Source organism: Methylobacterium sp. CM6246 (genome assembly GCF_054818005.1).
In genome coordinates this window covers 4,778,587-4,804,709 of the sequence record NZ_JBTXKY010000001.1, presented here as the reverse complement: position 1 = coordinate 4,804,709, position 26,123 = coordinate 4,778,587, and the positions used below count along the sequence as shown (strand labels likewise).

The 26,123-nt window shown below is 70.9% G+C and carries 21 protein-coding genes; 14 read left to right on the top strand and 7 right to left on the bottom strand.

The annotated features are described in order from the left end of the window. Positions 1 to 38: 38 nt before the first annotated feature. Entirely contained in the window at positions 39 to 932 is an 894-nt protein-coding gene (serB, locus tag ACYQPG_RS23225; protein WP_419830328.1) for a phosphoserine phosphatase SerB, read from the bottom strand. A 26-nt stretch (positions 933 to 958) separates the two neighbouring features. Here serB and miaA point away from each other — a divergent pair, with 26 nt between their 5' ends. From miaA to ACYQPG_RS23200, 5 genes are all read left to right on the top strand, one after another. After that, the gene (gene miaA / locus ACYQPG_RS23220) at positions 959 to 1,861 is read left to right on the top strand and encodes a tRNA (adenosine(37)-N6)-dimethylallyltransferase MiaA (RefSeq protein WP_419831070.1); all 903 of its coding nucleotides are present in this window, start codon (positions 959 to 961) and stop codon (positions 1,859 to 1,861) included. A 157-nt stretch (positions 1,862 to 2,018) separates the two neighbouring features. Beyond that, positions 2,019 to 3,377, top strand: a complete 1,359-nt coding sequence (locus ACYQPG_RS23215; RefSeq protein WP_419830327.1) for a hypothetical protein — start codon at positions 2,019 to 2,021, stop codon at positions 3,375 to 3,377. Beyond that, entirely contained in the window at positions 3,341 to 4,909 is a 1,569-nt protein-coding gene (locus tag ACYQPG_RS23210) for a hypothetical protein (RefSeq protein ID WP_461231844.1), read from the top strand. Before ACYQPG_RS23215 ends, ACYQPG_RS23210 begins: the two co-directional genes overlap by 37 nt. Next, on the top strand, positions 4,906 to 5,394 hold the full coding sequence (locus tag ACYQPG_RS23205) for a hypothetical protein (protein ID WP_419830325.1): 489 nt from the start codon (positions 4,906 to 4,908) through the stop codon (positions 5,392 to 5,394). Before ACYQPG_RS23210 ends, ACYQPG_RS23205 begins: the two co-directional genes overlap by 4 nt. A 4-nt stretch (positions 5,395 to 5,398) precedes the next feature. Then, positions 5,399 to 8,962: a tubulin-like doman-containing protein gene (locus ACYQPG_RS23200; protein WP_461231843.1), complete on the top strand. Its 3,564-nt coding sequence runs from the start codon at positions 5,399 to 5,401 to the stop codon at positions 8,960 to 8,962. A gap of 155 nt (positions 8,963 to 9,117) precedes the next feature. On the opposite strand, the gene ACYQPG_RS23195 is transcribed toward ACYQPG_RS23200, so the two are convergent. Then, on the bottom strand, positions 9,118 to 10,023 hold the full coding sequence (locus ACYQPG_RS23195; protein WP_419830324.1) for a DUF6925 family protein: 906 nt from the start codon (positions 10,021 to 10,023) through the stop codon (positions 9,118 to 9,120). Positions 10,024 to 10,290: 267 nt separating this feature from the next. Between ACYQPG_RS23195 and rfbC the strand changes: the two genes are divergently transcribed. The 4 genes from rfbC (at position 10,291) to rfbA (ending at position 13,793) form a co-directional block, all read left to right on the top strand. Next, complete coding sequence (gene rfbC, locus ACYQPG_RS23190; protein WP_419830323.1) at positions 10,291 to 10,842, top strand: dTDP-4-dehydrorhamnose 3,5-epimerase; 552 nt, start codon at positions 10,291 to 10,293, stop codon at positions 10,840 to 10,842. 109 nt (positions 10,843 to 10,951) lie between these two features. Next, a complete protein-coding gene (rfbB, locus tag ACYQPG_RS23185) occupies positions 10,952 to 12,001 on the top strand; it encodes a dTDP-glucose 4,6-dehydratase (protein ID WP_147939373.1) in 1,050 nt (349 codons plus the stop codon). Then, complete coding sequence (rfbD, locus tag ACYQPG_RS23180; RefSeq protein WP_419830322.1) at positions 12,001 to 12,906, top strand: dTDP-4-dehydrorhamnose reductase; 906 nt, start codon at positions 12,001 to 12,003, stop codon at positions 12,904 to 12,906. Before rfbB ends, rfbD begins: the two co-directional genes overlap by 1 nt. Then, on the top strand, positions 12,903 to 13,793 hold the full coding sequence (rfbA, locus tag ACYQPG_RS23175) for a glucose-1-phosphate thymidylyltransferase RfbA (RefSeq protein WP_419830321.1): 891 nt from the start codon (positions 12,903 to 12,905) through the stop codon (positions 13,791 to 13,793). The genes rfbD and rfbA overlap by 4 nt, the downstream gene beginning before the upstream one ends. Positions 13,794 to 13,852: 59 nt before the next feature. Here rfbA and ACYQPG_RS23170 read toward each other — a convergent pair whose 3' ends face one another. Further along, positions 13,853 to 14,119 carry a hypothetical protein gene (locus ACYQPG_RS23170; protein ID WP_147907458.1) on the bottom strand — a complete coding sequence of 89 codons (267 nt, stop codon included), beginning with the start codon at positions 14,117 to 14,119 and terminating at the stop codon, positions 13,853 to 13,855. A 160-nt stretch (positions 14,120 to 14,279) separates the two neighbouring features. Here ACYQPG_RS23170 and ACYQPG_RS23165 point away from each other — a divergent pair, with 160 nt between their 5' ends. From ACYQPG_RS23165 to ACYQPG_RS23150, 4 genes are all read left to right on the top strand, one after another. Continuing rightward, complete coding sequence (locus ACYQPG_RS23165; protein ID WP_419830320.1) at positions 14,280 to 15,377, top strand: OpgC family protein; 1,098 nt, start codon at positions 14,280 to 14,282, stop codon at positions 15,375 to 15,377. Next, the gene (locus ACYQPG_RS23160) at positions 15,338 to 16,222 is read left to right on the top strand and encodes an SGNH/GDSL hydrolase family protein (RefSeq protein ID WP_419830319.1); all 885 of its coding nucleotides are present in this window, start codon (positions 15,338 to 15,340) and stop codon (positions 16,220 to 16,222) included. The genes ACYQPG_RS23165 and ACYQPG_RS23160 overlap by 40 nt, the downstream gene beginning before the upstream one ends. A 190-nt stretch (positions 16,223 to 16,412) precedes the next feature. Then, on the top strand, positions 16,413 to 17,768 hold the full coding sequence (locus ACYQPG_RS23155) for a lipopolysaccharide biosynthesis protein (RefSeq protein ID WP_419830318.1): 1,356 nt from the start codon (positions 16,413 to 16,415) through the stop codon (positions 17,766 to 17,768). Then, complete coding sequence (locus ACYQPG_RS23150) at positions 17,765 to 18,910, top strand: GNAT family N-acetyltransferase (protein ID WP_461231842.1); 1,146 nt, start codon at positions 17,765 to 17,767, stop codon at positions 18,908 to 18,910. The genes ACYQPG_RS23155 and ACYQPG_RS23150 overlap by 4 nt, the downstream gene beginning before the upstream one ends. A gap of 56 nt (positions 18,911 to 18,966) precedes the next feature. On the opposite strand, the gene ACYQPG_RS23145 is transcribed toward ACYQPG_RS23150, so the two are convergent. Beyond that, positions 18,967 to 19,251 carry a hypothetical protein gene (locus tag ACYQPG_RS23145; RefSeq protein ID WP_147939368.1) on the bottom strand — a complete coding sequence of 95 codons (285 nt, stop codon included), beginning with the start codon at positions 19,249 to 19,251 and terminating at the stop codon, positions 18,967 to 18,969. A 173-nt stretch (positions 19,252 to 19,424) separates the two neighbouring features. Here ACYQPG_RS23145 and ACYQPG_RS23140 point away from each other — a divergent pair, with 173 nt between their 5' ends. Next, a complete protein-coding gene (locus tag ACYQPG_RS23140) occupies positions 19,425 to 19,679 on the top strand; it encodes a hypothetical protein (protein ID WP_419830316.1) in 255 nt (84 codons plus the stop codon). Between the two features lie 13 nt (positions 19,680 to 19,692). Here the strand turns inward: ACYQPG_RS23140 and ACYQPG_RS23135 are convergent, their stop codons facing one another. From ACYQPG_RS23135 to ACYQPG_RS23125, 3 genes are all read right to left on the bottom strand, one after another. Further along, positions 19,693 to 22,023 carry a PAS domain-containing sensor histidine kinase gene (locus ACYQPG_RS23135; protein ID WP_461231841.1) on the bottom strand — a complete coding sequence of 777 codons (2,331 nt, stop codon included), beginning with the start codon at positions 22,021 to 22,023 and terminating at the stop codon, positions 19,693 to 19,695. Positions 22,024 to 22,202: 179 nt separating this feature from the next. After that, positions 22,203 to 24,824: an aminopeptidase N gene (pepN, locus tag ACYQPG_RS23130; RefSeq protein WP_461231840.1), complete on the bottom strand. Its 2,622-nt coding sequence runs from the start codon at positions 24,822 to 24,824 to the stop codon at positions 22,203 to 22,205. Positions 24,825 to 24,917: 93 nt separating this feature from the next. Then, the gene (locus ACYQPG_RS23125) at positions 24,918 to 26,123 is read right to left on the bottom strand and encodes an MFS transporter (protein ID WP_461231839.1); all 1,206 of its coding nucleotides are present in this window, start codon (positions 26,121 to 26,123) and stop codon (positions 24,918 to 24,920) included.

The window sequence follows — 26,123 nt, the reverse complement described above, 5'->3', positions numbered from 1 at the left end:
CATCGTCATGCTCGACGGCATCCGCATTCACGAACCCGTCAAACCACGAACTCGGCCGCCGCGAAGCCCTGTAGGTACAGCAGCGCGGTGAGGTCGCCGTGCTCGATCCGGACCCGGGCGGCGGCCGCGACCGCAGGCTTGGCCCGGAAGGCCACACCGAGGCCGGCCTCGTCCAGCATGTCGAGGTCGTTGGCGCCGTCACCGACCGCCAGGGTCTCGGCGGGGCTGAGCCCGAGGCCATCGCGCAGCTCGATGAGCGCCGCGCGCTTCTCGGCCTTGCCGACGATCGGATCCACCACCGCCCCGGTGAGCCGCTCGTCCGCGACGCCGAGCACGTTGGCCCGGTGCTCCTCGAACCCGATCATCCCGGCGATCGGCCCGGTGAACAGGGTGAAGCCCCCCGAGACCAGGCAGGTCCGGGCACCGTGCGCGCGCATCGTACGCACCAGCGTCGTCCCGCCCGGGGTGAGGCTGAGTTGCTCGGTGATCAGCCCGTCCACCGCGGCGACCGGGATGTTCTTCAGGAGCGCCACTCGCTCGCGCAAAGCCGGCTCGAACGCGATCTCGCCCCGCATCGCCCGCTCGGTGATCGCCGCGACATGATCCTTGAGGCCCAGCGTTCCGGCGAGCTCGTCGATGCATTCCTGCTCGATCATGGTCGAATCCATGTCGGCCAGGAACAGGCGCTTGCGCCGATGCGCATCGGCCGGCAGCACGGCGAGGTCGATCGGCTCGCCGGAGAGCGCGATCCGCAGCCGCTCCGTGAGGGCACCGGCGTCGGCGGGATCGCCCGGCACCAGGATCTCGGCGGCGACATCTCCGTGCAGGATCCGCGGCGGATGCTCCGTCCCGAGCACGGCGCGCGCCTCAGCCAGCACCGCGTCGGTGATGGACGGCCGAGCCGGGTTTGCTATCAGGACCGCGACCAGCATCGTGGAGTTTCGCCTTGCCAGACCGGATGGAGGCCGGGGGGCGCCCGGCGGCGATCCTCATCGCAGGGCCTACCGCGTCGGGCAAGTCAGCGCTGGCCGCCCGGCTGGCGCAGCGCCACGGCGGCGTCGTGATCAACACCGATTCCATGCAGGTCTACGGCGACCTGCGCCGGCTCACCGCCCGACCCGCCCCCGACGAGGAGGCGCGGGTGCCCCACCGGCTCTACGGCCATGTCGACGGGGCCGTGAACTACTCGGCGGGGCAGTTCTCCCGGGATGCCGCCGCCCTCCTGGCGACGCTGGAAGGCCGGCTGCCGATCTTCGTCGGCGGCACCGGCCTGTATTTCCGGGCCCTGGAACAGGGGTTTTCGGAGTTGCCACCGGTGCCGGAGGCGGTACGCATGCAGGTGCGCAGCGAGGCCGAGGGCCGCCCGACCGAGGCCCTGCACGCCGATCTCGCCCGTCATGACCCCGACGGCGCGATGCGCCTGCGCCCGAGCGACCGGATGCGGGTGATGCGTGCCCTGGAGATCTTTTTGGCCACCGGCCGCCCAATCGCCAGTTTTTACGGCGACCCCGTGCCTGGGCCGCTGGCCGGCCAAAGCCTCGAGAGGCTTTTTCTGGCGCCTGACCGCACGGTCCTGCGCACCCGTATCGACGCCCGCTTCCGCACGATGGTCGCCGAAGGAGCCCTGGACGAGGTTTCTCGCCTGCGCGCCCGCAAGCTCGATCCCATGCTTCCGGTGATGCGCGCTCACGGTGTGCCGGGACTGATCGCCCATCTCGACGGGGCATTGGATCTTGAGGCCGCGATCGCCCGGGGCCAGGCCGACACGCGGGCCTACGCCAAGCGGCAGGTCACATGGTTCCGTCACCAGATGGGGACTGGATGGCGCTGGCTGGACCCGGATGCGGCAGCTGAACTGTGACGAATACGATGCGCTGCGCTCCCGCGTCCTGACGGGCTCGGATGTCCGGGGATCCGTCCTCGATCAGTGACATGCACGCGCCTTTCCCGCACGCCCTTCCCATCCCGCGAAAAATCGGGAACGATCCCGTCGCTTTCCCATCCATGGACCGGTGCCTGTGAGCTTGGACGACCCATCGCCGCTCGCCCGTACCGCACCGGAGGGCGTCTGGCCGATCGATCCGGACCCGCGTCTCACGAGCCTCCCCGGTCGCCAGCTCTGGCGCTTCACGGGCGGCCGGCCGGTGGCGGCCGAGGTCGCGGGGGTCACACTCGCCGCCGGGGATGCCCGGATCGCCCATCTCGGCATCCGCCGGGATGGGGAGGGTTGGCCGTTCCCGGCCGCGTTCGCGTACGCTCCCGGGACCGGCGCGGCCCTGGGGCCGCCGGTTCCGGTGCCGGCCCCGGAGATCCTCGACGTCGCGGCTGAGAGCGTCTTTGAGGTGCCGCTGCCGAGCGGCGTACCCCTTCTGATCCGGGCCGGGCATCCGGCCGCGCTCTACCTGTTTCAGGAGAATCTGGGCGCGTTCGAGGGCTGGGACGGAAGCAGGTTCGTCGGCCTCGGACGGCTGCCCCCGGCACCGGTGGGGTCGGGCCTGACGGCGGGCCGCCGGGGTATCGCCTATGCCACCGCCGATGCGCTGGTCGGCGTGCGACTGCCGCAGCTCGGGCCCCACTCCGACCATGCCGAGGCCCGGATGCCGGGCCTGCGCTTCCGATCCGCGCCGTGCTGGCGGGGCGGGGACATCCTCGCCCTGGGCGAGCGGCATGGACGTCTCGTTCTGTGCCGCATGGCGGCCGCATCGAACGTCCTCGTGCTGCACGACCTCGACGCCCCCGCGCCGGATGCGGACTTCGCTGGCCCCTGGATGAACCGGCTCGACGATTCGTTCTGGACGGGTCCGGATGGGTTTGTCGCCTGCCGGACGCTCGATGACGACACCCGGGTCACGCCCTGGCCGGACGGCTTCGCGCCGGTGGTCGCCCAAGCCCCCTGGCGCGACCGGGCCGATTTGCACCATCAACTCGGCATGGTCGCGGGCCGCTACCACGTCGCCGCCCTGGCACCGGATCCAGGTCTCCACGGTCTCGACGGGCCGCATCTCGCGGCGGGACCTTGCACCTATGCCGGCGCGGAGCGGTTCGATGTGCCCTGGCAGGCCTCCGAGGAAACGCTCAACCTTGGCGCCCATGCCGGCAACTTGCTGGTGCCGCGGCTGGCGATGACCCGCGACACGATCCTGCTCGCCCTCGACATTCCCGGCCCGCGCGGGGGCTTCTTGCGCGGCGAGAGCCTACCGGCGCCCGTGGCCGGGCACGTGCTCCACCACGCCCACGGAGCCGGCCTGCGCCGGCTGCCGGTGGGTCTGGCGGTGTCGCGGATCGGCGATGCGCGGGCGCTGCTGCACGATGGCGTGCTCTACCTGTGGAGCCGGTCGGAATGCCGCTGCCACGCCCTGCGGCTGCGCGCATCATGAGCCGGGCGCCCCTCCGGGCCTTGCTGATGCTCGCTCTCTTGCTCGGTGGACGCGCCCTGGCCGATGCGCCGGTGCGGCAGGTCTTCCTGGTGCAGGATTCCGGTTGGATGGAGCCGTTCCTGACCGCCGAGGGCTCGCAGTTCCGGCCCCTCGTCGAAGCCCTTGTGGCATCCGCGGCCCGGGTCCCGGGGGCCGACGTGGCGGTGGCGACCTTCGACCAGGACGGACAGGTGCCTGGCCGGCCCTCGCCGCGGATCCTGTATGAGGGGGCCTACGATTCCGCCGGGGTCCGGGCTGCTGTCGCGGCGATCGACCTGCCGCGCAAGGCCGGTGGTGGCGCCTATGCCGATGCCGACTTCAACGGCGCGCTGCTCGGCGCGATCCGCATCGGCCTGCGCGGCCGGGACGGGGTGATCTGGATGGTCACCAACAACAAGAACTCCCCGGGCAACAGCGCCGAGGTCGAGCGCAACACCGCCGCCTTCTACGCGGCGCTGCGCGGGTCCGACGCGATCAGCCGGATCGTCGCCTACCCGGTTCGGATGCCCCTGAAGGGTCGCAACTTCTCGGAGGGCGGCTTCGTCATCTACGGCATCGGCTACGGCGCGGCCGGGGGCCGGGCACTCGAGGCCGCCTTGGCCACACCCGGACTGAAGGCCCTGTTCAATCATCCGCCGGTGAGCTTGAAGCCGGTGCTGGCCGGCGGCCTGACGCTGCGCTTCGACCGCCTCGACGCCGGAGGGTTGCAGGCCGGGCTGGAGAACGGCGTGCTGGTGGTGCGCGGGGCCGACGCGGCGGCGGGGACGGTCCTGCGGCTCACCGCCCACCTGGGGAACGGCCTCTATCCGCAGCGGGTCGCGGCCGCCCGGCTGGCGCTGCGCTGGAACGAAGAGGGGGCCGGGACCGGGCTGGCCCAGGCGGCGGTCTCGCCGTCCGACATCACCGATCTGGCGCCCCAGGCCGAGAGCGGGCCGCTCGCGGTGGTCCTGACCCTGCCGCCGATCCCGCGTCCGGTCGGCCTCGCCGGTCTGGTGTCCGACGGCAGCACCGTGGATGGCACCCTGACTCTGCGGCTGGCGGACTTGCGCCTGGCGCTGGATCCGGCCTTCCTGGAACGGGTGCGGCCGATCTTCGGCAGCGGATTGTTGTCCGGAGACCAGATGGGCGGGCCGGTAGGGGATGCGAGCGCCGTGGAGGGCCGGCTGCCCGGCCTGTTCCGCGATTATCGCGGAGTCTCGGAAGCCTCGGTGAGTCTGCCGGTGCGGATCGAGGCGGCGTTCTCGCCCTGGCCGCTCATCGCTGCCGCCGCGGCTGCCCTGGGCCTCGCTGCCGCCGCCGGCCTCGGGGCGGTGGCCGCTACCCGGGCAAGGCAGCACACCGTGACGCTCGGCACCGTCCAGAAGCGGGTGAGCCTCAGGCCGTACCGGGCCCAGACCGTCCGTGCCCCGGACGGCAGCCGCTGGCAGGTGCGGGCGGGCCTGTGGGGGCCGGCCCGAGCAACCCGTCTCCAGGAGCCCGGAACCGGCGCATGATGTTTTTGTATCGCGATGGCGTTGGGCCATCCGGGATCGTCCGCGTCCAGGCCCGGACGGGCCAGGATTTCACCATTCCCGCCCCGCAGAACCCGGCCCCGCAAGCCGATCCGCTCCAGACCGTGCCGCCGCCGGCCCAATCCAGCACCGCGGCGAACCCGTTCAGCGGGCTCGAACGGGGGCCGACCACCACAGAACTCGCGGTCGGCGCCGCCGCGCTGGTGGTGCTGGCGCTGCTGTTCCTGTTCGTCCGCCAGGGCGTGCGCGCCCACCTGATCAACCGCCGCGCGACGCTGGACGCCGCCAACGGCGCGAGCTGGATGCTGTTCTCGGCGCTGATGCTCACCGCGTCGATCCTGGTGAGCGCCACGGTCGGCCGGCTGTGGCAGGCCTGGGCGGGGCTGGCGGCCGGCTTCGCGCTCTGCATCGTGCTGTTCGGCGCCGCCCTGGTGCTGTTCCTGCGCGCACCCGACCGGAGGCGCTGAGACCATGGCTGATGCCCGGCCCGCCGCCGAGACCGAAACGCTTCTGAAGGTCCGCCCGACCGTGTTCGTGGCGCTTGGCGGCACCGGCATGGAGGTGCTGCTGCGCCTGCGTCGCCGGATCCTCCAGGCCGACTGGAACGGGACGCGGATCAGCGCCCTCGACCAGTTTCCGGCGGCGTCCTTCCTGTATTTCGACACCGACACCCTGGAGGCCCGCGAGGCCGGCCGGGCGGCGGCCACCGACGCGCTCTCGGCCAAGGTCGCGTTCCGCGAGGGCGAGACCCTGCAGAAGGCCGTCAACCTCGCTCGCTACCAGGCCGAGCGGCGCAGCTATCCGCACATCGATTCCTGGCTTCCCGCTCGGGACCTGTCGCGCATCGACGCCTCGAAGGGTGCGGGCCAGATCCGCGCCATCGCGCGGCTGCTGTTCTTCGACGAGGTCCGCAATTTCACCGGCCGGCTCACCGCCAAGGCCGGCGCGGTGCTCGCCAACGTCTCGAACGAGGCGCAGTTGCGTGCGCTGGGCCTCGACACATCAACCGACCTGCGCGTCGTCGTGGTGGCGTCGGTTGCCGGCGGCACCGGCTCGGGGGCGGTGATCGATGCCGGCTACGCGATCTCCTCGCTGGAGACGCCCAAGCGCCCGGACGCGGTCGACCTCTTCCTGGTCCTGCCCTCGGGCTATGTCGGGGCCAACAAGGACCGGGTCTTCGCCAACGGCGTGGCCACCCTGTCCGAACTCGAATACGCCATGCGGGGCAATCCGGAGCCGCCCTATGTCGAGAGCTGGGGCGACCACGCTCGGGTCTCCCGGGGGGTCGAGCGGCCGTTCAGCGACGTCTACCTGTTCGACACCCAGAATCTCGCCGATCAGCGCACAGGCGCGATCAGCGACCTCTACGACATGATGGCGGACGTGCTGTTCGAGGATTTCGGCAATTCCGAATTCTCCGGCCGCAAGCGCTCCACCGGGGTCAACCAGACCCAGCACAAGATGCGCAAATGGGCGCCGCCGAGCCCGGACCGCGCCGGCCGTGCCGCCCTGTTCTCGCTGAACTACTCGGCCCTGGGCCAGGCGGTTCTCGCCACCCGCGGCAGCCTCGAGTTCGAGGAGCACGCCGCCAGGGCGGGCCTCGGCATGGTGGAGGCGTTCTTCGGCGTCGCCCGCGGGCAAGGGGAGCGTCTGGCGGAGCGCAACATCCCCACCGTGGAGGAGCGCGACCGCTTCGCCGCCGACCGGCTCGCCCTGCGCTTCTCCGCCTTCGAAGCGTTTCCGAGGGTGCTCCAGCCGGCGCCGCCCGGCATCCCCGAATACGACCTCGTCGGCACGCTGCTGCAGCGGGCGGACGGCTCGTCGATCCAGGAATCGGTGGCGCTCGGCGTCGAGGAGGCGGTGGACGCGATCAAGGCCGAGATCGCCAGCCCCAGGGACTGGGCGCCGAACCTGCGCAAGGCAGCCGAGCGCCTGCGCGACGACATCCTAGGTCGTACCGGTTCGGGCGCCGCCTACGGTCCCCGCGGCGCCGAGGTGCTGGACGTGCGCGCCAAGCTCGAGGCGGCCTGGCTCTCCGACCGGGACGGCGCTCTGCCGGCCGCGTTCTATCGCCTCCTCGACGACCAGGAACGTGGCGGCCTCGACTACGCGCGGGCGTTGATCGAGGGCGTGAAGGACCTGATCGAGGCCGATGGCGGCGCGCTCGCCCGGCTCACCGGCGCCGCAGACACCTACGCCCGCCTCGCCGACGAGATGCTGGCGGAGCACTTCTCCGCCTCGCTGAGCCGGCTCGACCAGGTCCGCCCCGGCCTGATCTTCTCGCACCGGCGTGACGCCGAGCGCTACCTGGAACAGGCCCGGGAGGATCTGCGGGGCTCCTGCGTCCTGCGCATCCGCGCCGTGGCCGCCCGGGAGGGGGCCGAGCTGCTGCGCCGGGTCTCGGCCAGCCTCGGCGCCCGGACCGGGCGCGACCCGGAGACCGGCGCCGCCCGCTACGACGGCCTGCTCGGCGCCCTGAACCAGGGCCACGAGGATGTGGGTCGACTGATGCGCGAGCTGCGCCTCGACATCGCCGAGATCCGCAACGCCATCGAGCGCCCCTCGGGCGGTACCTTCCTGGTCCTGCCCTCCGGCGACCTACCGGACAAGATCGCGGTCGCCCCGGCCGAGCAGCTCGCCTGGGCCCGCGAGGCATTCCGCGCCTATGGCGGGTCACGCGCGATCTTCGCGCTGCTGCGCGAGGAGGAGCCCCGGGCCGACCTGCTCAACGCCGTGCGCGAGATGGCCCGGCGCCGACTCGGGCCGCACCGCGCCCGCATCCCGTCGGCGCTCGACGCCCTGCGCGAATTGCCGCCCGCAAAGCAGCGCGAGACGCTGGAGCTGATGCTGCTGCGCTGCATGCCGTGGATCTACGCGCGGTTCGACGCCTTCAGCCCGGGCGGCGACCAGTTCAAGACGATCCTGGCGGTGGAAGGCTCGCGTGCCTTCCAGGCGGAATTCGGCCCGATCCTGCGGGCGAGCCTGCCGCCGGTGCTGGGCGCCGGAGAGATCGGCTTTCTCGAATCGAGCCAGCGGGGCCGCATCGTCTGCTACTGCGAGCTGTCGGGCGTACCGCTCGACGTGCTCGGTCCCCTACGCCGCGACTGGCGGACCGCCTACGCGCAGGAGCTGGACCGCCTCGACGCGATTCCGCTCCACAATCACAAGGACTATCTTCGCTTCCCGGACCCGGTCGCCCCCTCGGCCGAAGAATCGGATGCCCTGCGCGAGACCCTGTCGCTGTTCCTGCGCGCCGTCTGCCTCGGCCTGCTCCATCGGGCGCCGGAGACGGGGCTGTGGCGCTTCGCGTTCGAGCCCGGCGACTGGCGCAGCGTCGGGTCCGAGCGGACCCTCAGGCGCAAGCTGTTCGACAGGGTCCAGCGCGCAGCGATCGAGGCCCAGCTCGCCGAGGCCGAGGCGGCCCTGTCTCCGGTCCAGAACCTCGCGATGGCGGCCCTGTTCGCCTGGACCGCCAAACGGGCCTACGCACCGCGGCGGGAGACGGTGAACTTCGACGCTGAGGCCAGGGTCGGCGGCGTCGGCAACGCCGTCGCGGCGTCGCTGGCCCTACGCTGGCGACAGGCCGCCGTTAAGGCCGGCGGCCTGCCGGTGGATCCGGACCGGTTGTTCGACACGCTGCTCGCCCGGGTCGAGGACTGGGCCAAACCGATCTCGGGGAGCCTCTCCGACGTGTCGGCCGAAGAGGCCAACCGCGACCCGTCCGATCCGCCGGCCCTGCGGGCCGTGGACAAGCGGGTGATCGAGCCCTCCGCCTTCACGACCGAGGCGCTGCTGCGCCTCGCGAGCCCGGCCGCGCCCGCCCCGCCGCCACCGCCGATCAATCTCTTCTACGTCTACCGGGACACGGTCGAAGGCCCGTTCCCGCTGGCCGAACTCGTCGCGCAGGCGCGCGCAGGCATCCTGAGCGCTACCACCCAGATCCACCCGCAGGGAGGCGCCTGGATCGCCGCCGGCGACCACCCGGCGCTCGCAACCCTCCTGGCTCCACCCCCACCTCCGCCTCCGGTTCGCTGAAAGGGCTTTCGATTTGTGCGGGTGGCTGGCCGAAGGAGTCACATCGGCCACACGGACCTTGCGCGCGCAGCCAAGCAACTCAGTGATGCGCCACGTCTTAAAATCGCGCGCGGCCTTAAGTAGCTTTCCTGCACCCGCAATGAGGGCCGTGGCGCTCAGCTACGCATCGCTAAAACCTGCGCCTGCGCCGCCCGGATCGCCGATCGGGCGAAACGGCTATTCGCCGAAACGGGATCGGGTTCGCCGCCGGCCAGCACCGTCCGCCGAAGCGCGGTGAGCGCCGGGTCGCCCCAGGCGTCGAGCAGGCTTCCGAACGCGGCATGGCGGGCGGCGTCAAAGCCGGCCCGGCGGCCCGTCGCGTCCTTGGCCGGGTGCGCCGGATGCAGCGCCGCGCAGGGCACGAGACCGGACGGGATCGGTGCGGTGGCCGCGTGCGTCCGGCCGAGCCGCAGGAGCTGGGGCAGGATATGCGTGTGCGGCCCCGATGCGCTTGCGCCGCCGGCCGGCGGGATCGGCGTATAGACCTCGACCCGGCCGAAGCGGGCCGAGAAAACCCGATGCGGGCTCGCCTCCATCAGGAGGGCCCCGATCGCAGTGCCGGGCGCGAGGATCGGTCGTCCGCACGCGGCTCTCAGACGGTCGACCAGGCCGGGATCGGCCACCCGCACGCAGGCATCGACCGCCCGGAGCCCGAGGCCGAGATCGAACAGGATCGCCCCGCGATCCTGCGCCCGCGACGCGGCCTCATCCGGTCCGAGCTCCGTCAGCACGACGCGGCGGCCCATGGCACAGGCTTGAGCGGGCAGGCACAGGGCGACCGCTTGGCTCCACCCGCCGGTGAAGCCGGTCTCGTAGGCGAACGGCACCAGATCCGGACTCGCGGTGAGGGCGATCGCCCCCCGCGGCGTCGCGAGCCCGATCCGGCCACCCTCGCAGAACGCGGCGGACTCGGCCGGATCCCGCGCGAAGGCCGCCACCGCCCCGTAGGCACCGAGGCTCCAGGTGCAGGCCGGGTCGGCAAGGTGATCGCGCAGCAGTAACTCGACCGAGACGGGGGGCATCGGCTCTCCTTGAACCGGCTTTTTCTTGCCAGGTCTGTTTTGGCCAAACCCGTTACGGGCAAGACTGACCCTGGAAAACAACGGCGAAGACCGCCGGTCGGCCGGCGGCCCGCAACCGACACGCCTTGACACGGCCGGCGAATGACCGGAAGTCGCGCTTCGATCATCGAGGTTGATCTCGGCGCAGCCGGCGCGATGCCCGGGACGTCCGAAACGGAGAGGTCCGCGGGGCTGCCCGGCAGCATCGGCGGTGAGGGGCGCGCTGGCATGGACGTGGTCGAGACCGAAATCCCGGACGTGAAGCGCATCAAGCCGAAGCGCTTCGGCGATGCGCGCGGCTGGTTCTCCGAGACGTTCCGTGCCGACGCGATGGCCCGGGCCGGGATCACCGCCCCGTTCCTGCAGGACAACCAATCGTTCTCGGCCCCGCAGGGCACGATCCGCGGCCTGCACTTCCAGATCGCCCCGCAGGCCCAGGCCAAGCTGATCCGGGTGCTCCAGGGCGCGATCCTCGACGTCGCGGTGGATATCCGCAGCGAATCGCCAACCTTCGGCAAGTACGTGGCCGTGACGCTGGACGCCGAGAGCGGCGAGCAGCTCTACATCCCGCACGGTTTCGCCCACGGCTTCTGCACCCTCACCCCGGACGTCATGGTCGCCTACAAGGTCGATGCCTATTACAGCCCGGAGCACGACCGGGCGCTGGCCTGGGACGATCCCGAGATCGGGATCCCGTGGCCGGTCGCGGGCGAGGCCGCGATCTTGTCCGACAAGGACCGCCGCGCACCCCGGCTCGCCGATCTCGGCCGGGTTTTCTGAACCCGCGTTTCCGGCCGCCGCGCGGCCGGGCCGTATTTCCGTCACGCCGGGCGGTCTTTAGCTTCCGGCAGTTCATTTCCGCACGCGAACGATTTGAAGGGGACCCACCATGCGCATTCTCGTGACCGGAGGCTGCGGCTTCATCGGCTCGGCGCTGGTGCTGCACCTCGTCAACGATCTCGGCCACGAGGTCTGCACCCTCGACGCGATGACCTACGCGGCCAATCCGATCTCCCTCGCGCCGCTCGCCGACAACCCGCGCCACCGGCTGGTCGAGGCCGACATCTGCGACCGCGCCGCCGTGCAGGCCGCCATGACCGAGTTCAAGCCACAGGGGGTGATGCATCTGGCCGCCGAGAGCCATGTCGACCGCTCGATCACCGATCCGGGCGCGTTCGTGCGTACCAACGTCATCGGCACCCAGACCATGCTGGACGCCGCCCGGGGCTATTACGAAGCCCTGCCGGACGCCGAAAAGAAGACCTTCCGGTTCCTCCACGTCTCCACCGACGAGGTCTACGGCTCACTGCCCCCGGGCGCGTTCTTCACCGAGGACAGCCGCTACGACCCACGCTCGCCCTACTCGGCCTCGAAGGCAGCGTCCGATCACCTGGCCCGCGCCTGGCACGAGACCTACGGGCTGCCGGTGCTGGTGACCAACTGCTCGAACAATTACGGGCCACGGCACTTCCCGGAGAAGCTGATCCCGCTGATGATCCTCAACGCCCTCGAGGGCAAGAAGCTGCCGGTCTACGGCGACGGCCTGAACGAGCGCGACTGGATCCATGTCGAGGACCACGCCAAGGGTCTGGTCGCGGTGCTGGAGCGTGGCCGGATCGGCAACACCTACCTGCTCGGCGGCCGGGCAGTGCGCAACAACCTCGCGGTGGTGAAGGCGCTCTGCGCGGCGTTCGACCGGCTGCGGCCGGAGCAGGGCCCCCATGAGCAGCTGATCAGCTTCGTCGCCGACCGGCCGGGCCATGACCGGCGCTACGCCATCGACTGCACCAAGGCCGAGACCGAACTCGGCTGGAAGCCGCAGAAGACCTTCGAGCAGGCGTTGGAAGAGACCGTGGCCTGGTATCTCGACAACGAGAGCTGGTGGCGCCCGATCCGCGAGGGCCGCTACACGGGCGAGCGCCTCGGGCTGACCGGCTGATGGATATCCTGGTCCTCGGCGGCGCCGGCCAGGTCGGCACCGGGTTGCAGGCCCTGGCTTGGCCGGCCGGCGTTTCGGTGCACGCGCCGACCCGGGCGGAGCTCGACATCACCGATTCGGGCGCAATCGCCGGCGCTCTGGCCGCGCGCGATTACCGGGCGGTGATCAACACCGCCGCCTACACCGCCGTCGACAAGGCCGAGTCCGACGTGGTCGAGGCCTGGCGCCTCAACGCGCTCGCCCCGGCGATCCTGGCGGCCGCGACGGCCGCCAAGACGATCCCGCTCGTACACGTCTCGACCGACTACGTCTTCGCCGGGACGAAACCCGACGGCGCCTACGCGCCGGACGCGCCGATCGACCCGCAGAGCGTCTACGGCGCCAGCAAGGCCGCGGGCGAACTCGCCGTACGCAGTGCCAACCCGCGCCACGCGGTCGTGCGCACCGCCTGGGTGGTGAGTCCGCACCGTGGCAACTTCGTCAAGACGATGCTGCGGCTCGCCGGCGAGCGCGACGCCCTGACGGTGGTCAACGACCAGCACGGCTGCCCCACCTCCGCGGCCGACCTCGCCGCCGCCCTGGCGACGATCGCCCGGCGCCTGGCCGAGGATTCGGACGCGCCCACCGGGACGTTCCATTATGTGAATGCCGGCGCCACCACGTGGCACGGCTTCGCCGAGGCTATCGTGGCAGGATCCGCCCGGCGCGGCGGCCGGTCGATTCCGGTCACCGGCATCCCGACCTCCGCCTATCCGACACCGGCCCGGCGGCCGGCCAATTCGCGCTTGTCCACCGACAGCCTGACGAACGCCTACGCCATCGCGCCGCGGCCCTGGCAGGCGGCGCTCGACGACATCCTGGACCGACTCGTGGGGCCGGTTCGAGAGGGAGCTTCCAAGCCATGAAGGGCATCGTCCTGGCCGGCGGATCCGGCACGCGCCTGCATCCGGCCACGCTGTCGATCAACAAGCAGCTGCTGCCGGTCTACGACAAGCCGATGATCTACTACCCGATCTCGGTTCTGATGCTGGCCGGCATCCGCGAGATCCTGATCATCTCGTCGCCGGAGCACCTCGACAACTACAAGCGCCTGTTCGGCACCGGCGAGCAGTTCGGCCTGCAATTCACCTACGCGGTGCAGCCGCGGCCAGAGGGCCTGGCCCAGGCCTTCGTGATCGGACGCGACTTCGTCGGCACCGACGACGTGGCGCTGATCCTTGGCGACAACCTGTTCTTCGGCGCCGGCATGAGGGAGCTGCTGCACCAAGCGCGGTCACGCAAGGACGGCGCGACGGTGTTCGCCTACCACGTCGACAATCCGCAGGCCTACGGCGTGGTCAATCTCGACAAGACCGGGCGCCCGACCAAGATCGTCGAGAAGCCGCAGAATCCGGAATCCACCTGGGCAGTGACCGGCCTGTACTTCTACGACAACCAAGTGCTCGACATCGCCGCCGCCGTGAAGCCGTCGGCCCGGGGCGAGCTGGAGATCACCAGCGTCAACGAGGCCTATCTCGAGCGCGGTCAGCTCTACGTCGAGCGGATGTCGCGCGGCTATGCCTGGCTCGACACCGGAACGCACGACAGCCTGCTGGAAGCCAGCGAGTTCGTCCGCACCCTGCAGAACCGCCAGGGCCTCCAGGTGGCTTGCCTGGAGGAAATTGCCTTCCTCCAGAAATTTATCACCCGCGAACAGTTGATCGCCCGCGGCGAGATGTTCGCCAAGACCAATTACGGCCAGAACCTGCTCCGCCTCGCCCGCGAGAGCGAGGACGAGTTGGCTCTGCGGTAACGCGCGCCGTAAGATTCCGGGGCCGGATGGCCCCGGAGCGCCGTGAGGCGCGGAAAAACCTACTTCGGCGCACAGCCGATGCAGATGCCCTGCGAGATTTTGTCGTCCTCGATCTGCTGGCGGGTGCGGTCGCGGCGGTCGTTGACCGTTGCGGCGCCCGCGCCGGAGGCGGGCGGCATCGTCTGGCCGACCGACGAGGTGTGCGGCGCCGTGATCGTAGAGGTCGGTCCCCCGCCGGTTCCGGTCTGAGCCTGTGCCGAGGCGGCCGAGGCGGCCAGCACCGGCAGCAGGGCCGATAGGCCGAGGATCGTGATCGTGCGGGTCATCGTGACGGGTCTCCTTGCCCGGACCTAACGCGAGCGTGACCGCCCGGTTCGCATGCACCCGCGAACTCACCCTTTGTTCGCCTTTGCAGAGTCGGTCCGGCGCCGTATCAGGGGCCGCCGACCCCCGATCCCGTGCCGAAACCCCGGAGCCGCCGCGACGATGCGCGACCCCAACGCGATCGACTTCTGGCGCGGCTTCGCCCTGGTGACGATTTTCATCAACCACGTCCCGGGCAATACCTTCGAGCGCTACACCTTCTCGCAATACGGCATCTCGGACGCCGCCGAGCTGTTCGTGTTCCTGGCGGGCTGGTCGATCGGCATCGCCACGCGCGGACGCGACGGCAAGCCGGAGGCCGCGGGCAAGAGCGTGGTGCGGCTGCTCGCCCGCACCGTGGAGGTCTACCGGGCGCAGCTCACCGTCATGCTGCTCGCGCTGGCGCTCATCGCCGGCGCGGCGCTGCTGCTCGACAACCCCCTGATCCTCGAATGGCACAATGCCGGCGGGTTCTTCGCGGACCCGATCCAGTCGGTCTGCGGCATGGCGCTGATGACCTACCAGCTCGGGTTCTTCAACATCCTGCCGCTCTACGTGGTGCTCATCGGCATCGCGCCGATCTTCGTGCTGGTCGGCCGACTCAGCCTGCTGGCGACGCTGGCGCTGTCCGGGGGCGTCTACCTCGCGAGCCTCGTGTTCGAGTGGAACGTGCCGTCCTGGCCCGGGGAGGGCGATTGGTTCTTCGATCCGTTCTGCTGGCAGGTGCTGCTGGTGCTGGGGTTCGTGCTTCAGGGCTGGAGCCTGCGCTCAGACACCCTCCGCCGGTGGTCGCGGCGCCTGATCCCGGCCGGCTTTGCCATCGTCCTCGTGGGCGTCGTGCTCGCCGTGACCGGTCTCCGGCCGGATCCGCTGATGGTGCCCGAGCCGCGGCTGCTGTTCACGTTCGAGAAAACCTACCTGACACCGGCGCGGCTTCTTCATTTCCTGGGGGTATTGCTCGCCTTCGCGCCGCTTTACGCAGTTCTAGCTCCCCGAATCGGGGTCGTCGGGCGCTATCTGAGTCAGCTGGGCCGGAACTCCCTGGCGGTCTTCTCGATGGGGTCGATCCTGAGCCTGTTCGGGCAGCTCGTGCGTTTCCAGACCGGCGGAGGCGTGCTGGTCGATATGATGGTCGCCGGAAGCGGCCTGGTGGGTCTGGGGTTCACCGCATGGTTCGTCGAATGGCGCACCCGCAGCAAGTCGTCCCGGCCCCGGCCGTGAGGCGCACGCGCGTCTCCGGGATTCGCCGGGTGCTGACCGGCCTGATCCTTGGTCTCGCGGCGCCGATGGCGGCAGCGGCGGAGCAACCGGCCGATCCGGGTCCGGGCGATCAGCCCAGCCTGTCGCAGGAATGCCGGGTGCCGGGCGCGCAACTCTACACCATGGCCAAGCTCAGCGCGGTCCGGACCGCGCTGAGCGAGAATCGCGCCCTCAAGATCCTGGCGATCGGCGGCAGCTCAGCACCGGGCGCCTCGGCCTCGTATCCGGCCAAGCTCGAAGCCGCCCTGGAACGGGCCCTGCCCAAGATCGACGTGACCATCGACCACCGCGGCCTACCGGGGGAGATCGCGTCAGGCGCCTCCGAGCGCCTGCGTACCATGGTGGCGGAGGCGGAGCCCGACCTCGTCGTCTGGCAGGTCGGCACCCACGACGCCATCGCCCGGGTCGATGCCGACGCGTTCGCCAGTTCGCTGAGCGAGGCCGTCACCTGGATCCGCTCGCATGGGATCGACGTGGTTCTGGTCGATCCGATCTACACGGCCAGCATGGCGGCGGATGTCGACTACAACCGGATTGTCGACGCGGTCCGTACGGTGGCGAACCAGCAGCAGGTGCCGTTAGTCCGGCGCTACGAGGCCCTGCACTACCTCTCGAGCCGCACCGACAAGGGCGAGAGCCACATGCTCGGCCGGCAGTTCCGGCTGAACGATCTCGGCCTGCGCTGCATGGCCGAGCACGTGGCGTTGACCATCGCCACCTCGCTTGCCCGGACCGAAGCCGCCCCGGAACCGGCAACCGCACCCGGCCCCGCGCCCTTAACCGGGCCGCAACGCGCACCGGGCTAGACACCTCATCCCGAGACCGTTCTTCGGCGGTTACTGGAACAACGTTCTGGATACAGGATCCGAAGATCCCGCATCCGAGGATATCAGGTTCCTGGCGCCGCCTTCACGGGATCGATGGGCATCATCCGGCTTTGAAGGCCGACCCCGCTTTCGGGATGATGCGCGAGAATAGCCCGGTGCGGAGCGCGTAGTGTCAGCCACGGCCGTCCCAGCCCGCCCCCTGCTCGCCGCCGCCGCTCGGCGCCTCGACGCCCTGCGGGCCGGGCCAGGGCGGGCGGCGCTCACGGTCTTCGCAATCCGGGTCGGCGCCGCCGGTTTCGCCTACGCGGCACAGGTGCTCGCCGCCCGGTTGATGGGCTGGGACGCCTACGGGGTCTTCGCGTCGGTGTGGGTCTGGACCGCGATGCTGGGCCACACGCTCACCCTCGGTCTGTCGCAGGGCGCCTGCCGGTTCGTTCCGGGCGACCAGGCTCGGGGCAATCTCGACCTGGCCCGCGGCTATATCCGGGTCGGTGCCCTGGTGACCGGCGGGGCAGCCGTCAGCGTGGCCGGTCTCGGCGCGGCCCTGCTGTGGCTGGAGCCGAGCTTGTTCGCATCGGCATACCGCGCGCCGATCGCGGTGGCTTTGTGCGTGATGCCGCTCTTCGCCCTCCAGGATTACCTCGAAGGGGTGGCGCGAAGCCAGAACTGGGTCGGGCTCGCGATCGCGCCGCCCTACCTGCTGCGCCAGAGCCTGATGATGGCCTGCATGGTCGGCGCCGTCCTGCTCGGAGCCCCGCCCCGGGCCGAAGTCGCGATGGCCTGCATGCTGGTCGCGGCCGCGATCGCCACCGCGCTCCAGGCCGCCCTGCTCGTGGCGCGCCTGCGGGCGGACCTGCCGGCCGGGCCGCATCGCTATCATTGGCGGACCTGGCTCGGTACGAGCCTGCCGATCGCCGGGATCGACCTGGCCAATGCCGGCTTCACCTTCGTCGACGTGATCGTGCTCGGCGCCCTGGTGAGCCCGGCCGAGCTCGGCCTTTACTTCGCGGCGACCCGGATCCAGCAATTCGTAGTGTTCGTGCACTTCGCCGCCAGCGCGGCGACGCTTCAGCGCTACAGTGCCGCCAATGCCCAGGCCGACCGCCCGCTGCTCGCCGACCTCGTCCGCCGCCAGGGCCGGCTGACCGCCGCCGCCACCCTGCTGGTCGGGGCCGGGATCGTGGTCGCAAGCCCCCTCCTGCTAGCGATGTTTGGCCCCGGGCTCGGCTCCAGCGTCCCGATCCTGGCCGTGCTGGTGGCCGGGAGCGTCGCCGCCAGCTTGTTCGGCCCCGGCGAGGACCTGCTGACCATGCTGGGCGGGGAGCGCCTCTGTGCCGGCATCACCGCCGCCATGCTGGTTGCCGCCGCGCTCCTGTGCTTGGCCCTGATTCCGCCCTTTGGAACCCTGGGCGCCGCGCTCGCAGTGGCGCTGGCGACGATCGCCCGCGCCATGCTGCTGGCCGCCGCCGCGGGACGCCTGCACGGGCTGCCGACCCCGATCTGGTCCACAGGAGCGACGCGATGATCGTCCACGCGGCCGCCGCGCGCGTGAGAGCGTCCGACCTGTCGGTCTCGGTCGGCGCGGCACCGGAGCCAGAGGCGTGGGACGCGCTGTTCGCCGCGAGCGCCACGCCCCACCCGCATTACGCACGCCAAACGATCGCCGCGCACCAAGCCGCCGGGATGCTGCCGGCGGCTGTGAGCTTCGTCACGGTTCACCGCGGGGATCGCCTGTCCGCGCTCCTGCCGTTCGCGTTCCGGCGCGACCTCACCGGCCTCGGTGGCCGGGTCGCACGGCCGTTCCTGTCACCGCTGGTGACGGCCACGACGCCCCTGGTCATCGACGGACCCGAGCGCGCCGCGACCGTCGCGGCCCTGGTCACCGGCCTGGAGCAGGCGTCCGGCGGCCGGGCTTGGCGCTGGCCGCTCCTGCCGGTGCAGGACGGAGTGATCCCGGAGATGCTCGCGGCCATGCGCGCGCGCGGTTGGGCCATCGGCACGGTGGCGGCGTTCGAGCGCCCGGTGATGGAGCGCCGGAAGGACCACACCGCCTTCCTGGCCGGGCACCCGAACCGCTCTCGGTTCAAGGATCTGCGTCGCCGCGCTCGTCGGCTCGGCGAGATTAGTAGCCTCGCGCATGTGAGCGCCACGCATGGCCCGGATCTCGCCGCGTTGGTCGCGGCGTTCCTCGCCCTCGAACGCCGGGGCTGGAAGGGCGAGGCCGGGACCGCCATGGCCTGCCGGCCCGAGACCGAAACGCTCGCCCGCGCCCTGTTCACCGATGTGTCCGGCCCGGTCGCGGTCCGGGCGGATGCGTTGACGCTGGATGGTCGGCCGATCGCGGTCAGCCTCGCCCTGATCGCCGGTGGCACCGCGACGCTGCTCAAGACAGCCTACGACGAGGATCTGCGCAACCATGCCCCCGGCCTGCTGCTGGAGGCAGACATCGTGCGCGTCTGCCACGAGACCGGTTTCGCCGACAGGCTCGACTCGGCGACGCTCGATGGCTCGGCCCTGGAAGACCTCTACCGCGAGCGCACGCAGGTGGCCGAACTCATCGCCCTGCCGCCGGGGGATCGGACCCTATCCCTCGAGCGGCGCCTGCGGCTGGCCCGGTTCGAGCACGAGGCGCACGCCGCAGCCAAGAGAGCGTTGCGGCGGCGCTGACGTTCACGCCATATGCGGCGTCATCTATCGGACGCCGGGCGCTTCGGGACGATGCCCTACCGGCTGCGGTATGGACCCTCACCCTGGACCTGGTCGTAGACGCCGTGCCCGGTTCGGGCTCGATAGGCCCGTCCCGCGATCTGGCCGGGCGTCGGCGGCGTGCCGGGCTGGGCGAAGCTGGTCTCGGGCCGGTAGGCCGGCCCCCAACCGATCTCCTCGTCGCCGGCCGGGTCCTTACCCGGAAAGCCGGTGGCGTAGCCGACGCTCTGGGCCAGAGCCGGGGCAGTCGCCAGACCGAGCAGGGCGGAGAGGGTGAGGCGAAGCGTAGTCCTTGAACGCATCGTTGATGTCTCCCGAAGTTCGATCCGGAAAGCGGATCCTTTGCGAGGGAAACGCCGGATCGCGACACGCGTTCTGTGGGGGCGATTCCGTGTCGCGGGCGAGCCCCGGGCCCACCGGCCGGCGACCAACGACGGTTCGCCGCATAGGTTCGGGTCGGCACGGGGAAGTCGCCATGGAGGATTGGAAGGCGGAGTTCCGGGCCGAGCTGCGCGCCATCGAGATCGCCACCGCCGACGCGGCCTCGGCGCTGCTGCCGGACCTGCTGCGGCGCCTGCGCCGTCACGAGGCCGGACTCGGCGGATGGGGATACCTCTCGCCCTATCGCCGCTGGCGGATCCGACGCCTCACACGCGCCGTGGCCGATGCCCGCTGGCAGGTCGAGCAGGGTCGGCTGGCGCGGATGGGCGGCCTCGACACGAGCCGGTGACGCGCCGGCCGGCTCAGGCAGCGGCCGACTTGCGACCGTCATTCCGGGGTGCGGCGACAGCGCGGCCGAGGCGGTCTGTCTGCTCGGGGGCCGGGGCTGGCAGGCGCACCAGGACGACAGTGCCGACCGTCTCCTCGGAGCGGATCCGCAGGGAGCCGCCGTGCAGCTCGACCATGGAGCGGGTGATCGCCAGCCCCAGCCCCGAGCCCTTGTGGCTGCGGGTCATCTGCGCCTCGACCTGGGTGAATGGCCGGCCGAGGCGGGCGAGGTCGGCGCGCGGGATCCCGATGCCGCTATCCTCGACGAACAGGTGAGTGCTGGCCCCCGCGCGGCGGACGCGCACCGCAATGCGGCCCCCGGCCGGTGTGAACTTCACGGCGTTCTGCACGAGGTTGGCCAGGATCTGCTGCATCGCACTCGGATCGGCCAGCAGCTCGATCCCGGGCTGCACGTCGATGCCGACCGCGATCCCCTTTTCCCGGGCGGCCGCCTCGACGAGGCCGAGAACCGATGCGACGGCGGCATCGGCGGGAATCGTCCGCGGGTTCAGCCGCACCCGCCGCGCCTCGAGCCGGGCCATGTTGAGGATGTCGTCGATCATCGAAAGCAGGTGCGAGCCGCTCTCGCGGATGTCGCGGCAATACTCGGTGTAGCGAGGGGTGCCGAGAGGTCCGAGAACCGCGTTCTCCATAACGTCGGCGAAGCCGATGATCGCGTTGAGCGGGGTGCGCAGCTCGTGGCTCATGTTGGCCAGGAACTCGGACTTGGCTTGGCTGGCGGCCTCGGCCGCGGCCTTCTGGTCGAGGTAGCGCTCGGCCAGATCGGCGAGCTGCTGGGTCTGGAGTTCGAGGGTACGGCGGGAGCGTTTGAGGTCCTTGACGGTCTCGATCAGTTCGCGCTCCGAGGCCTGAAGCTGCTCCTGATGGCGCTTCAGGCTGGTGATGTCGGTGCCGACCGAGACATAGCCGCCGTCCTTGGTCCGGCGTTCGCTGATCTGCAGCCAGCGGCCGTCGGTCAGCTCGGCCTCGAAGGTCCGGGCCGCTAGCCCGGTAAGCGCCAGGTTGGCCTCGGGGGATTCGCGTCGGACCTGGGGCAGCACGCCCCGGCCCATCACATCGATGTAGCTCCGGCCCGATTGCGCGTCCTCGGGGCTGAGGGCGTGGAGGTGGCGGAACTTCGAATTGCACAGGACGAGGCGGTTGCCGGTATCCCAGAGCACGAAGGCTTCCGAGATAGCCTCGACGGCGTCACGCAGGCGCATGTCGGAGGCCGCGTTGGTCTCCTCCAACGCCCGCTGCTCGGTGATGTCGGTGGCGATGCCGACGAGGTGGCGGCCACCATCAGTGGCATCCGGCATCACTTCGGCCCGGGCGCGCAGCCAGACATAGGCGCCGTCGGCCCCGCGCATCCGGAAGGCATGATCGACGCAGGTCTGGTTGGCGGCGAGGCCACGGGCCAGGCTGTAGAGGTCGCCGTCGTCGGGATGGACGAGGGCGTTCACGGCCCCGAAGGAGAGATATTCGTGCTGCCGCTGGTAGCCGAGCAGGGCGTACATGGAATCCGACCAGTAGATCCGGCCCCGGGCGATGTCCCAGTCCCACAGCCCGCAGGCGCCGCGGCGCAGGGCGGTCTCCAGGCGGCCGCGGATCTGTTCGCGGGCACGGTCGGCGCGGGTCGCCTGCCGGCTCTGCAACCCATAGGCGAGGCCCACGCCGACGATCACCAGGATCGCGGCGGCGACCAGGACGATCTGGTCCCGGGCCCGCGCGCTCCAGCCGCGCATCAGCGGCTCGATCGGCTGAAGTACGGCGACCTGACCGGCCCCGTCGGGCAGGCTGTGGATGGCCGCCAGCACGCTCTCGCCGCCGGGCAGGTCGAGGGCCATGGCACCGGCGCGCTCGCCCAGGCCCGAGAGCGGCTCGCTCTCACCGAGCACCTCGGCCAGGGTCGTCGAGCTGGCGGGCAGCGGCGGGTGGGCGGCGGCGATGCGGGCATCGGGCCGAAGCAGCAGCAGGCGGCGCCCCGGGTGCCGCTCGCTCTCCGGCAACAGCGCACGCAGATCGCCCGCCCGGCCACCGGCCGACGTGATCGCCCGGGCGGCCAGCCGAGCGAAACCCTCGACCTCGGCCTTGGCGCCGGCCAGGATCTCGGCCTTCTGGCCCTGGATGTGGAGTGCCGCAAGGCCGATCAGGCAAGCGAGGAACACCGCCAGGATGCCCGGCACGGCGTAGCGCAGCCACCGCTCGACCAGACCGAGCCGCGGATCCTGGACGCGCATCGGCCAGGAAACGGCAAGACTCGATTCCGCACGCGCGGAGAAGGAAGCGGAAGCCGCCTCCGGCATGGCCGAACCTCACCCTTGGGAACTGCGATCCGTCCGCGGCGTCTCGCGCGCCCCGAATCTGATTGAATACAACCATCTTCGAGGGGCGCTTGTCCACGGATTTTTTACCATTCGGCCTTGACGCACCCCCTGGGTTCGGACTCGGCCAGAGAATCGTTTTCTACCGCAAGTTCAGTATCTTAGCCGCCTCCGAGGGTGCGCGCGACGATGTCCGCGGAGTCCCGCGAGAGGCCCGGGATGGCCTTGATCCGATTAAGCATTTCGCCGGCTTTGGCAGCCCGCGATTTTTCCAGCCGACGCCAGGATCCGAAGGCCGTCAGGAGCCGCGCAGCAACCTGTGGGTTGGCCGAATCGAGGGCCGCGACCGTATCGGCGACGAGCGAAAAACCGGCGCCATCGGCCCGAGCGAACTGAGTCGGGTTGCCGAAGGCGAAGCTTCCCACCACGGCACGCACCCGATTCGGGTTGGTCATGGTGAAGGCCGGATGGGACTTCAGCCGGGCGATTCGTTCCAAGGTCCCGGATTCGGGGATCTGAGCCTGGATGGCGAACCACTTATCGAGGACGAGCAGCTCGTCGGCGAAGCGCTCCGCGAAGCCCGCCAGCGCGCCCTCCCGGGCCTGACCGGGGATCAGCGCCAGGATCCCGAGCGCTGCCAACCGGTCGGTCATGTTGGTGGCGCGCGCCAGACGGTCCGCGGCGCGCGATGCCCCGGTCTCGGGGTCGCCCGCCGCGATCAGGTCGAGGGCGGCGTTGCGCAGGGACCGGCGCCCGGCCGACGCTGCGTCCGGGCTGTACGCCGCGTCGTCGGCTGCCGCGAGGGCGGCGTCGAGCCGCTCCAGGCGCGGCCGCAGAACTTGGCCAAGATGCGCCCGCAGCGAGAACCGGGCCCCGTGGATCGCATCGGGATCGACGTCCGACAGCAGCGCGTCCGCGGCCTCGCCCTCGCTCGGCAGGGCCAGAACCAGGGCTGCGAAAGCAGGGTCGGACAGCGCCTCGCCGTCCAGGAAGCGCCCGAGCGCCTCCGCGAACGCGTCGGCCCGGGCAGGATCGGGGTTGAGGATGAGTCGGAGGGCGACGTCCTGCGCCGCCTGCCAGCGGTTGAACGGATCGTTGTCCTGCGCGAGCAGGCGCAAGCGCTGAGCGTCGGTCAGCGCGAAATCCAGGCGCACCGGGGCCGAGAAGTCGCGCATCAGCGACGGCACGGGCTCCTCGGTGACCCCGTCGAACACGATCTCGGCCTCTGTCTCGTCGAGGACGAAGATGCCGTCTCGCACATCTGGGCAGGTCGCGCCCGAGAGCGGTCCCGCGGCACCGACCAGCCCGAGCGCCACCGGGATCACCAGCGGCGGCGTGTCCCGGCCGCCCTCGCCGGGCAGGCTCTGGGTGAACCGCAGGGTGCAGCGGGACGCAGCCGGATCGTACGCCATCGTCGCCGTCAGGCGCGGCGTTCCGGGCCGCTCGTACCAGCGGGCGAAGGCCGAGAGGTCGCGGCCCGTCACGGCCGCGAAGGCGGCCAAGAAGTCCTCGACGGTGGCGGCGCGGCCGTCATTGTCGGCGAAGTAGCGGTCCATGCCGGCCCGGAACGCGTCCGGGCCGATCAGCGTGCGCAGCATCCGGACAATCTCGGCGCCCTTGTCGTAGACGGTGGCCGTGTAAAAGTTGTTGATCTCGGCATAGGCCCGCGGCCGCACGGGGTGGCGGAGGGGGCCGGCATCCTCGGGGAACTGCCGCGCCCGCAGGGACCGGACCTCGGCGATCCGGTGGACCGGCCGGGAGCGCATGTCGGAGGAGAATTCCTGGTCGCGGAAGACCGTCAGCCCCTCCTTGAGGCAGAGCTGGAACCAGTCCCGGCACGTGACCCGGTTGCCCGACCAATTGTGGAAATACTCGTGGGCGATGATCGCCTCGATCGCCGCGTAATCCCCGTCGGTGGCGGTCTCCGGACTCGCTAGAACGTACTTGTCGTTGAAGATGTTGAGGCCCTTGTTCTCCATGGCGCCCATGTTGAAGTCGGACACCGCGACGACGTTGAACACGTCGAGGTCGTAGGGACGGCCGAAGGCGGTCTCGTCCCAGCGCATCGAGCGGACCACCGCGTCGAGGGCGTAGCCGGCGCGGTCCTCCTTGCCGGGCTCGACGTAGACCGCGCAGGTGACGGCGCGCCCCTCCATCGTGGTGAAGCGCGTCTCGACCTGGCCGAGCCGGCCGCCGACCAGGGCGAACAGGTAGGCGGGCTTCGGGTGCGGGTCGTGCCAGATCGCAAAATGCCGATCGGTCCCGGCGGAACCGGATTCGACGAGGTTGCCGTTGCCGAGCAGAACCGGAGCCTCGGCCCGGTCCGCCTCGATCCGAGTGGTGTAGACCGCCATGACGTCGGGGCGGTCGAGGAAGTATATGATCCGCCGGAAGCCGTCGGCCTCGCACTGGGTGCAGTAGACCCCGTTCGACCGGTAGAGGCCCATCAGCTTGGTGTTGGCGGTCGGGTCGATCTCGGTGACGAGGCGTAAGGTAAATGGCTGCCCGGGCGGTGCGTGCAGGCCGAAGCCCGATGGCGTGGCCGTGTAGGCATCCGCGGCGAGCGCCGTACCGTCGAGGGTGACCGAGACCAGCCGGAGGTCGTCACCGTCGAGATGAAGCGGCGCGCCCGCGCGGCCGCCGGGGTTCGGACGCAGGGCCAGGGTCGCGTCGATCCGCGTGGCGTGCGGATCGAGACGGATATCGAGGTCGACGCGGTCGATTAGATAGTCGCTCGGCCGGTATTCCTCCAGGCGGATCAGCGGCGGCGTCTCGGTGCGCATTCGGCTCTCTCCGGATCGGGGGCTGGCCCGTTCTGGTCCCTCGCGCGGCCCGGCGCAACGCGGTCGGGGCGTGAGGGCCCATGATCGGAAACCTCAGCGCGTCGTGCCGCACCCGGGACGATTCTGAGCCGCGCCCTTCAGCCGCCACAGCCCGCCGATCAGGCCGAGGTTGATGGCGGCGAGCAGCGCCAGCAGGCCCCACAGGGCGTCGGGCCCGATCCGCTCCAGCAGGAAGGCGCCGAGCGGCGGCGCAATAGCTTGAGCCACCAGCGCGGGCCGGGCCAGCCGGCCGACGAGCCCGGCATACTGGTCGGGCCCGAACAGCACGAGGGGTACGGTACCGCGCGCGATCGAGTAGACGCCGTTGCCGGCCCCATAGATCATCAGGGCGAGGCCGATCACCGACTCGTGCGACGCCAGCAGCAGCAGCCCGCAGGCGACCAGCGCGAAGGCGGCGGTCAGCGTCCAGAGCGGGTGATGCCGGCCCCGGTTGGCGATCTCGATCAGCCGCGCGGCGACCTGCGACGGCCCGATCAGGCCGCCATACGCGACGGCGGTGGCGAGGGTGACGCCCCGGGCCTGCAGCAGGGTCAGCAGGTGCACCGAGACCAGCGCCATGATGGTGCCGCCGAGCACCAGCACGCCGGCCATCAGCAGGAAGGCCCGGACCTGCCAGTCCGTCAGCGGTACGACGGGCGCCCCTTGCCCGGTCGTCACCACCACCGGGGGAGGGGCCGGCGGGATCAGCGCGAGGACCAGCGGCAGCGTCACCGTCATGTGCAGGCCGGCATAGGCGAAGCAGGTCCCCCGCCAGCCGACCTGCGCGACCAGGAACGCCGTGAGCGGCCAGCACACGGTGCTGGCGAAGCCGCCCACCAGCGTCAGAGCCGTGATCGCGGACCGCGCCTCGGCGCGGTACAGGCGTCCCAAGGTGGCGTAGGCAGGATCGTACAGGCCACAGCCCATGCCGACGCCGAGGATCAGCCAACCGGCCAGGAAGACCGGCAGGGTCGGGGACAGGCCCAGCACCGTGAGGCCCGCCGCCAGCAGCAGGGCCGCCAGAGCCAGGACCGGCCGCCCCCCGCGCGCCTGGATGACGCTCCCGACGCGCGGCGACACCACCGCCGCAACCAGCAGGCCGAGGGACAGGCCGCCGACGATCCAGGCCAGCGGCCATCCGGTATCCCGGGCGATCGGCTCGGCCATCACGGCCGGGAGGTAGTAGGTCGAGCCCCAGGCGAGGATCTGCACGACGCCCAGCGCGGAGATCACCGGCCAGCGGCGGGTCCGATCTGCCAC

What these genes read in the sequence shown, in the direction of transcription:
- serB (WP_419830328.1), bottom strand. Translation starts at nt 932, where the DNA reads ATGCTGGTCGCGGTCCTGATAGCAAACCCGGCTCGGCCGTCCATCACC.
- miaA (WP_419831070.1), top strand. Translation starts at nt 959, where the DNA reads ATGGAGGCCGGGGGGCGCCCGGCGGCGATCCTCATCGCAGGGCCTACC.
- ACYQPG_RS23210 (WP_461231844.1), top strand. Translation starts at nt 3,341, where the DNA reads ATGCCGCTGCCACGCCCTGCGGCTGCGCGCATCATGAGCCGGGCGCCC.
- ACYQPG_RS23205 (WP_419830325.1), top strand. Translation starts at nt 4,906, where the DNA reads ATGATGTTTTTGTATCGCGATGGCGTTGGGCCATCCGGGATCGTCCGC.
- ACYQPG_RS23200 (WP_461231843.1), top strand. Translation starts at nt 5,399, where the DNA reads ATGGCTGATGCCCGGCCCGCCGCCGAGACCGAAACGCTTCTGAAGGTC.
- ACYQPG_RS23195 (WP_419830324.1), bottom strand. Translation starts at nt 10,023, where the DNA reads ATGCCCCCCGTCTCGGTCGAGTTACTGCTGCGCGATCACCTTGCCGAC.
- rfbC (WP_419830323.1), top strand. Translation starts at nt 10,291, where the DNA reads ATGGACGTGGTCGAGACCGAAATCCCGGACGTGAAGCGCATCAAGCCG.
- rfbB (WP_147939373.1), top strand. Translation starts at nt 10,952, where the DNA reads ATGCGCATTCTCGTGACCGGAGGCTGCGGCTTCATCGGCTCGGCGCTG.
- rfbD (WP_419830322.1), top strand. Translation starts at nt 12,001, where the DNA reads ATGGATATCCTGGTCCTCGGCGGCGCCGGCCAGGTCGGCACCGGGTTG.
- rfbA (WP_419830321.1), top strand. Translation starts at nt 12,903, where the DNA reads ATGAAGGGCATCGTCCTGGCCGGCGGATCCGGCACGCGCCTGCATCCG.
- ACYQPG_RS23170 (WP_147907458.1), bottom strand. Translation starts at nt 14,119, where the DNA reads ATGACCCGCACGATCACGATCCTCGGCCTATCGGCCCTGCTGCCGGTG.
- ACYQPG_RS23165 (WP_419830320.1), top strand. Translation starts at nt 14,280, where the DNA reads ATGCGCGACCCCAACGCGATCGACTTCTGGCGCGGCTTCGCCCTGGTG.
- ACYQPG_RS23160 (WP_419830319.1), top strand. Translation starts at nt 15,338, where the DNA reads ATGGCGCACCCGCAGCAAGTCGTCCCGGCCCCGGCCGTGAGGCGCACG.
- ACYQPG_RS23150 (WP_461231842.1), top strand. Translation starts at nt 17,765, where the DNA reads ATGATCGTCCACGCGGCCGCCGCGCGCGTGAGAGCGTCCGACCTGTCG.
- ACYQPG_RS23145 (WP_147939368.1), bottom strand. Translation starts at nt 19,251, where the DNA reads ATGCGTTCAAGGACTACGCTTCGCCTCACCCTCTCCGCCCTGCTCGGT.
- ACYQPG_RS23140 (WP_419830316.1), top strand. Translation starts at nt 19,425, where the DNA reads ATGGAGGATTGGAAGGCGGAGTTCCGGGCCGAGCTGCGCGCCATCGAG.
- ACYQPG_RS23135 (WP_461231841.1), bottom strand. Translation starts at nt 22,023, where the DNA reads ATGCCGGAGGCGGCTTCCGCTTCCTTCTCCGCGCGTGCGGAATCGAGT.
- pepN (WP_461231840.1), bottom strand. Translation starts at nt 24,824, where the DNA reads ATGCGCACCGAGACGCCGCCGCTGATCCGCCTGGAGGAATACCGGCCG.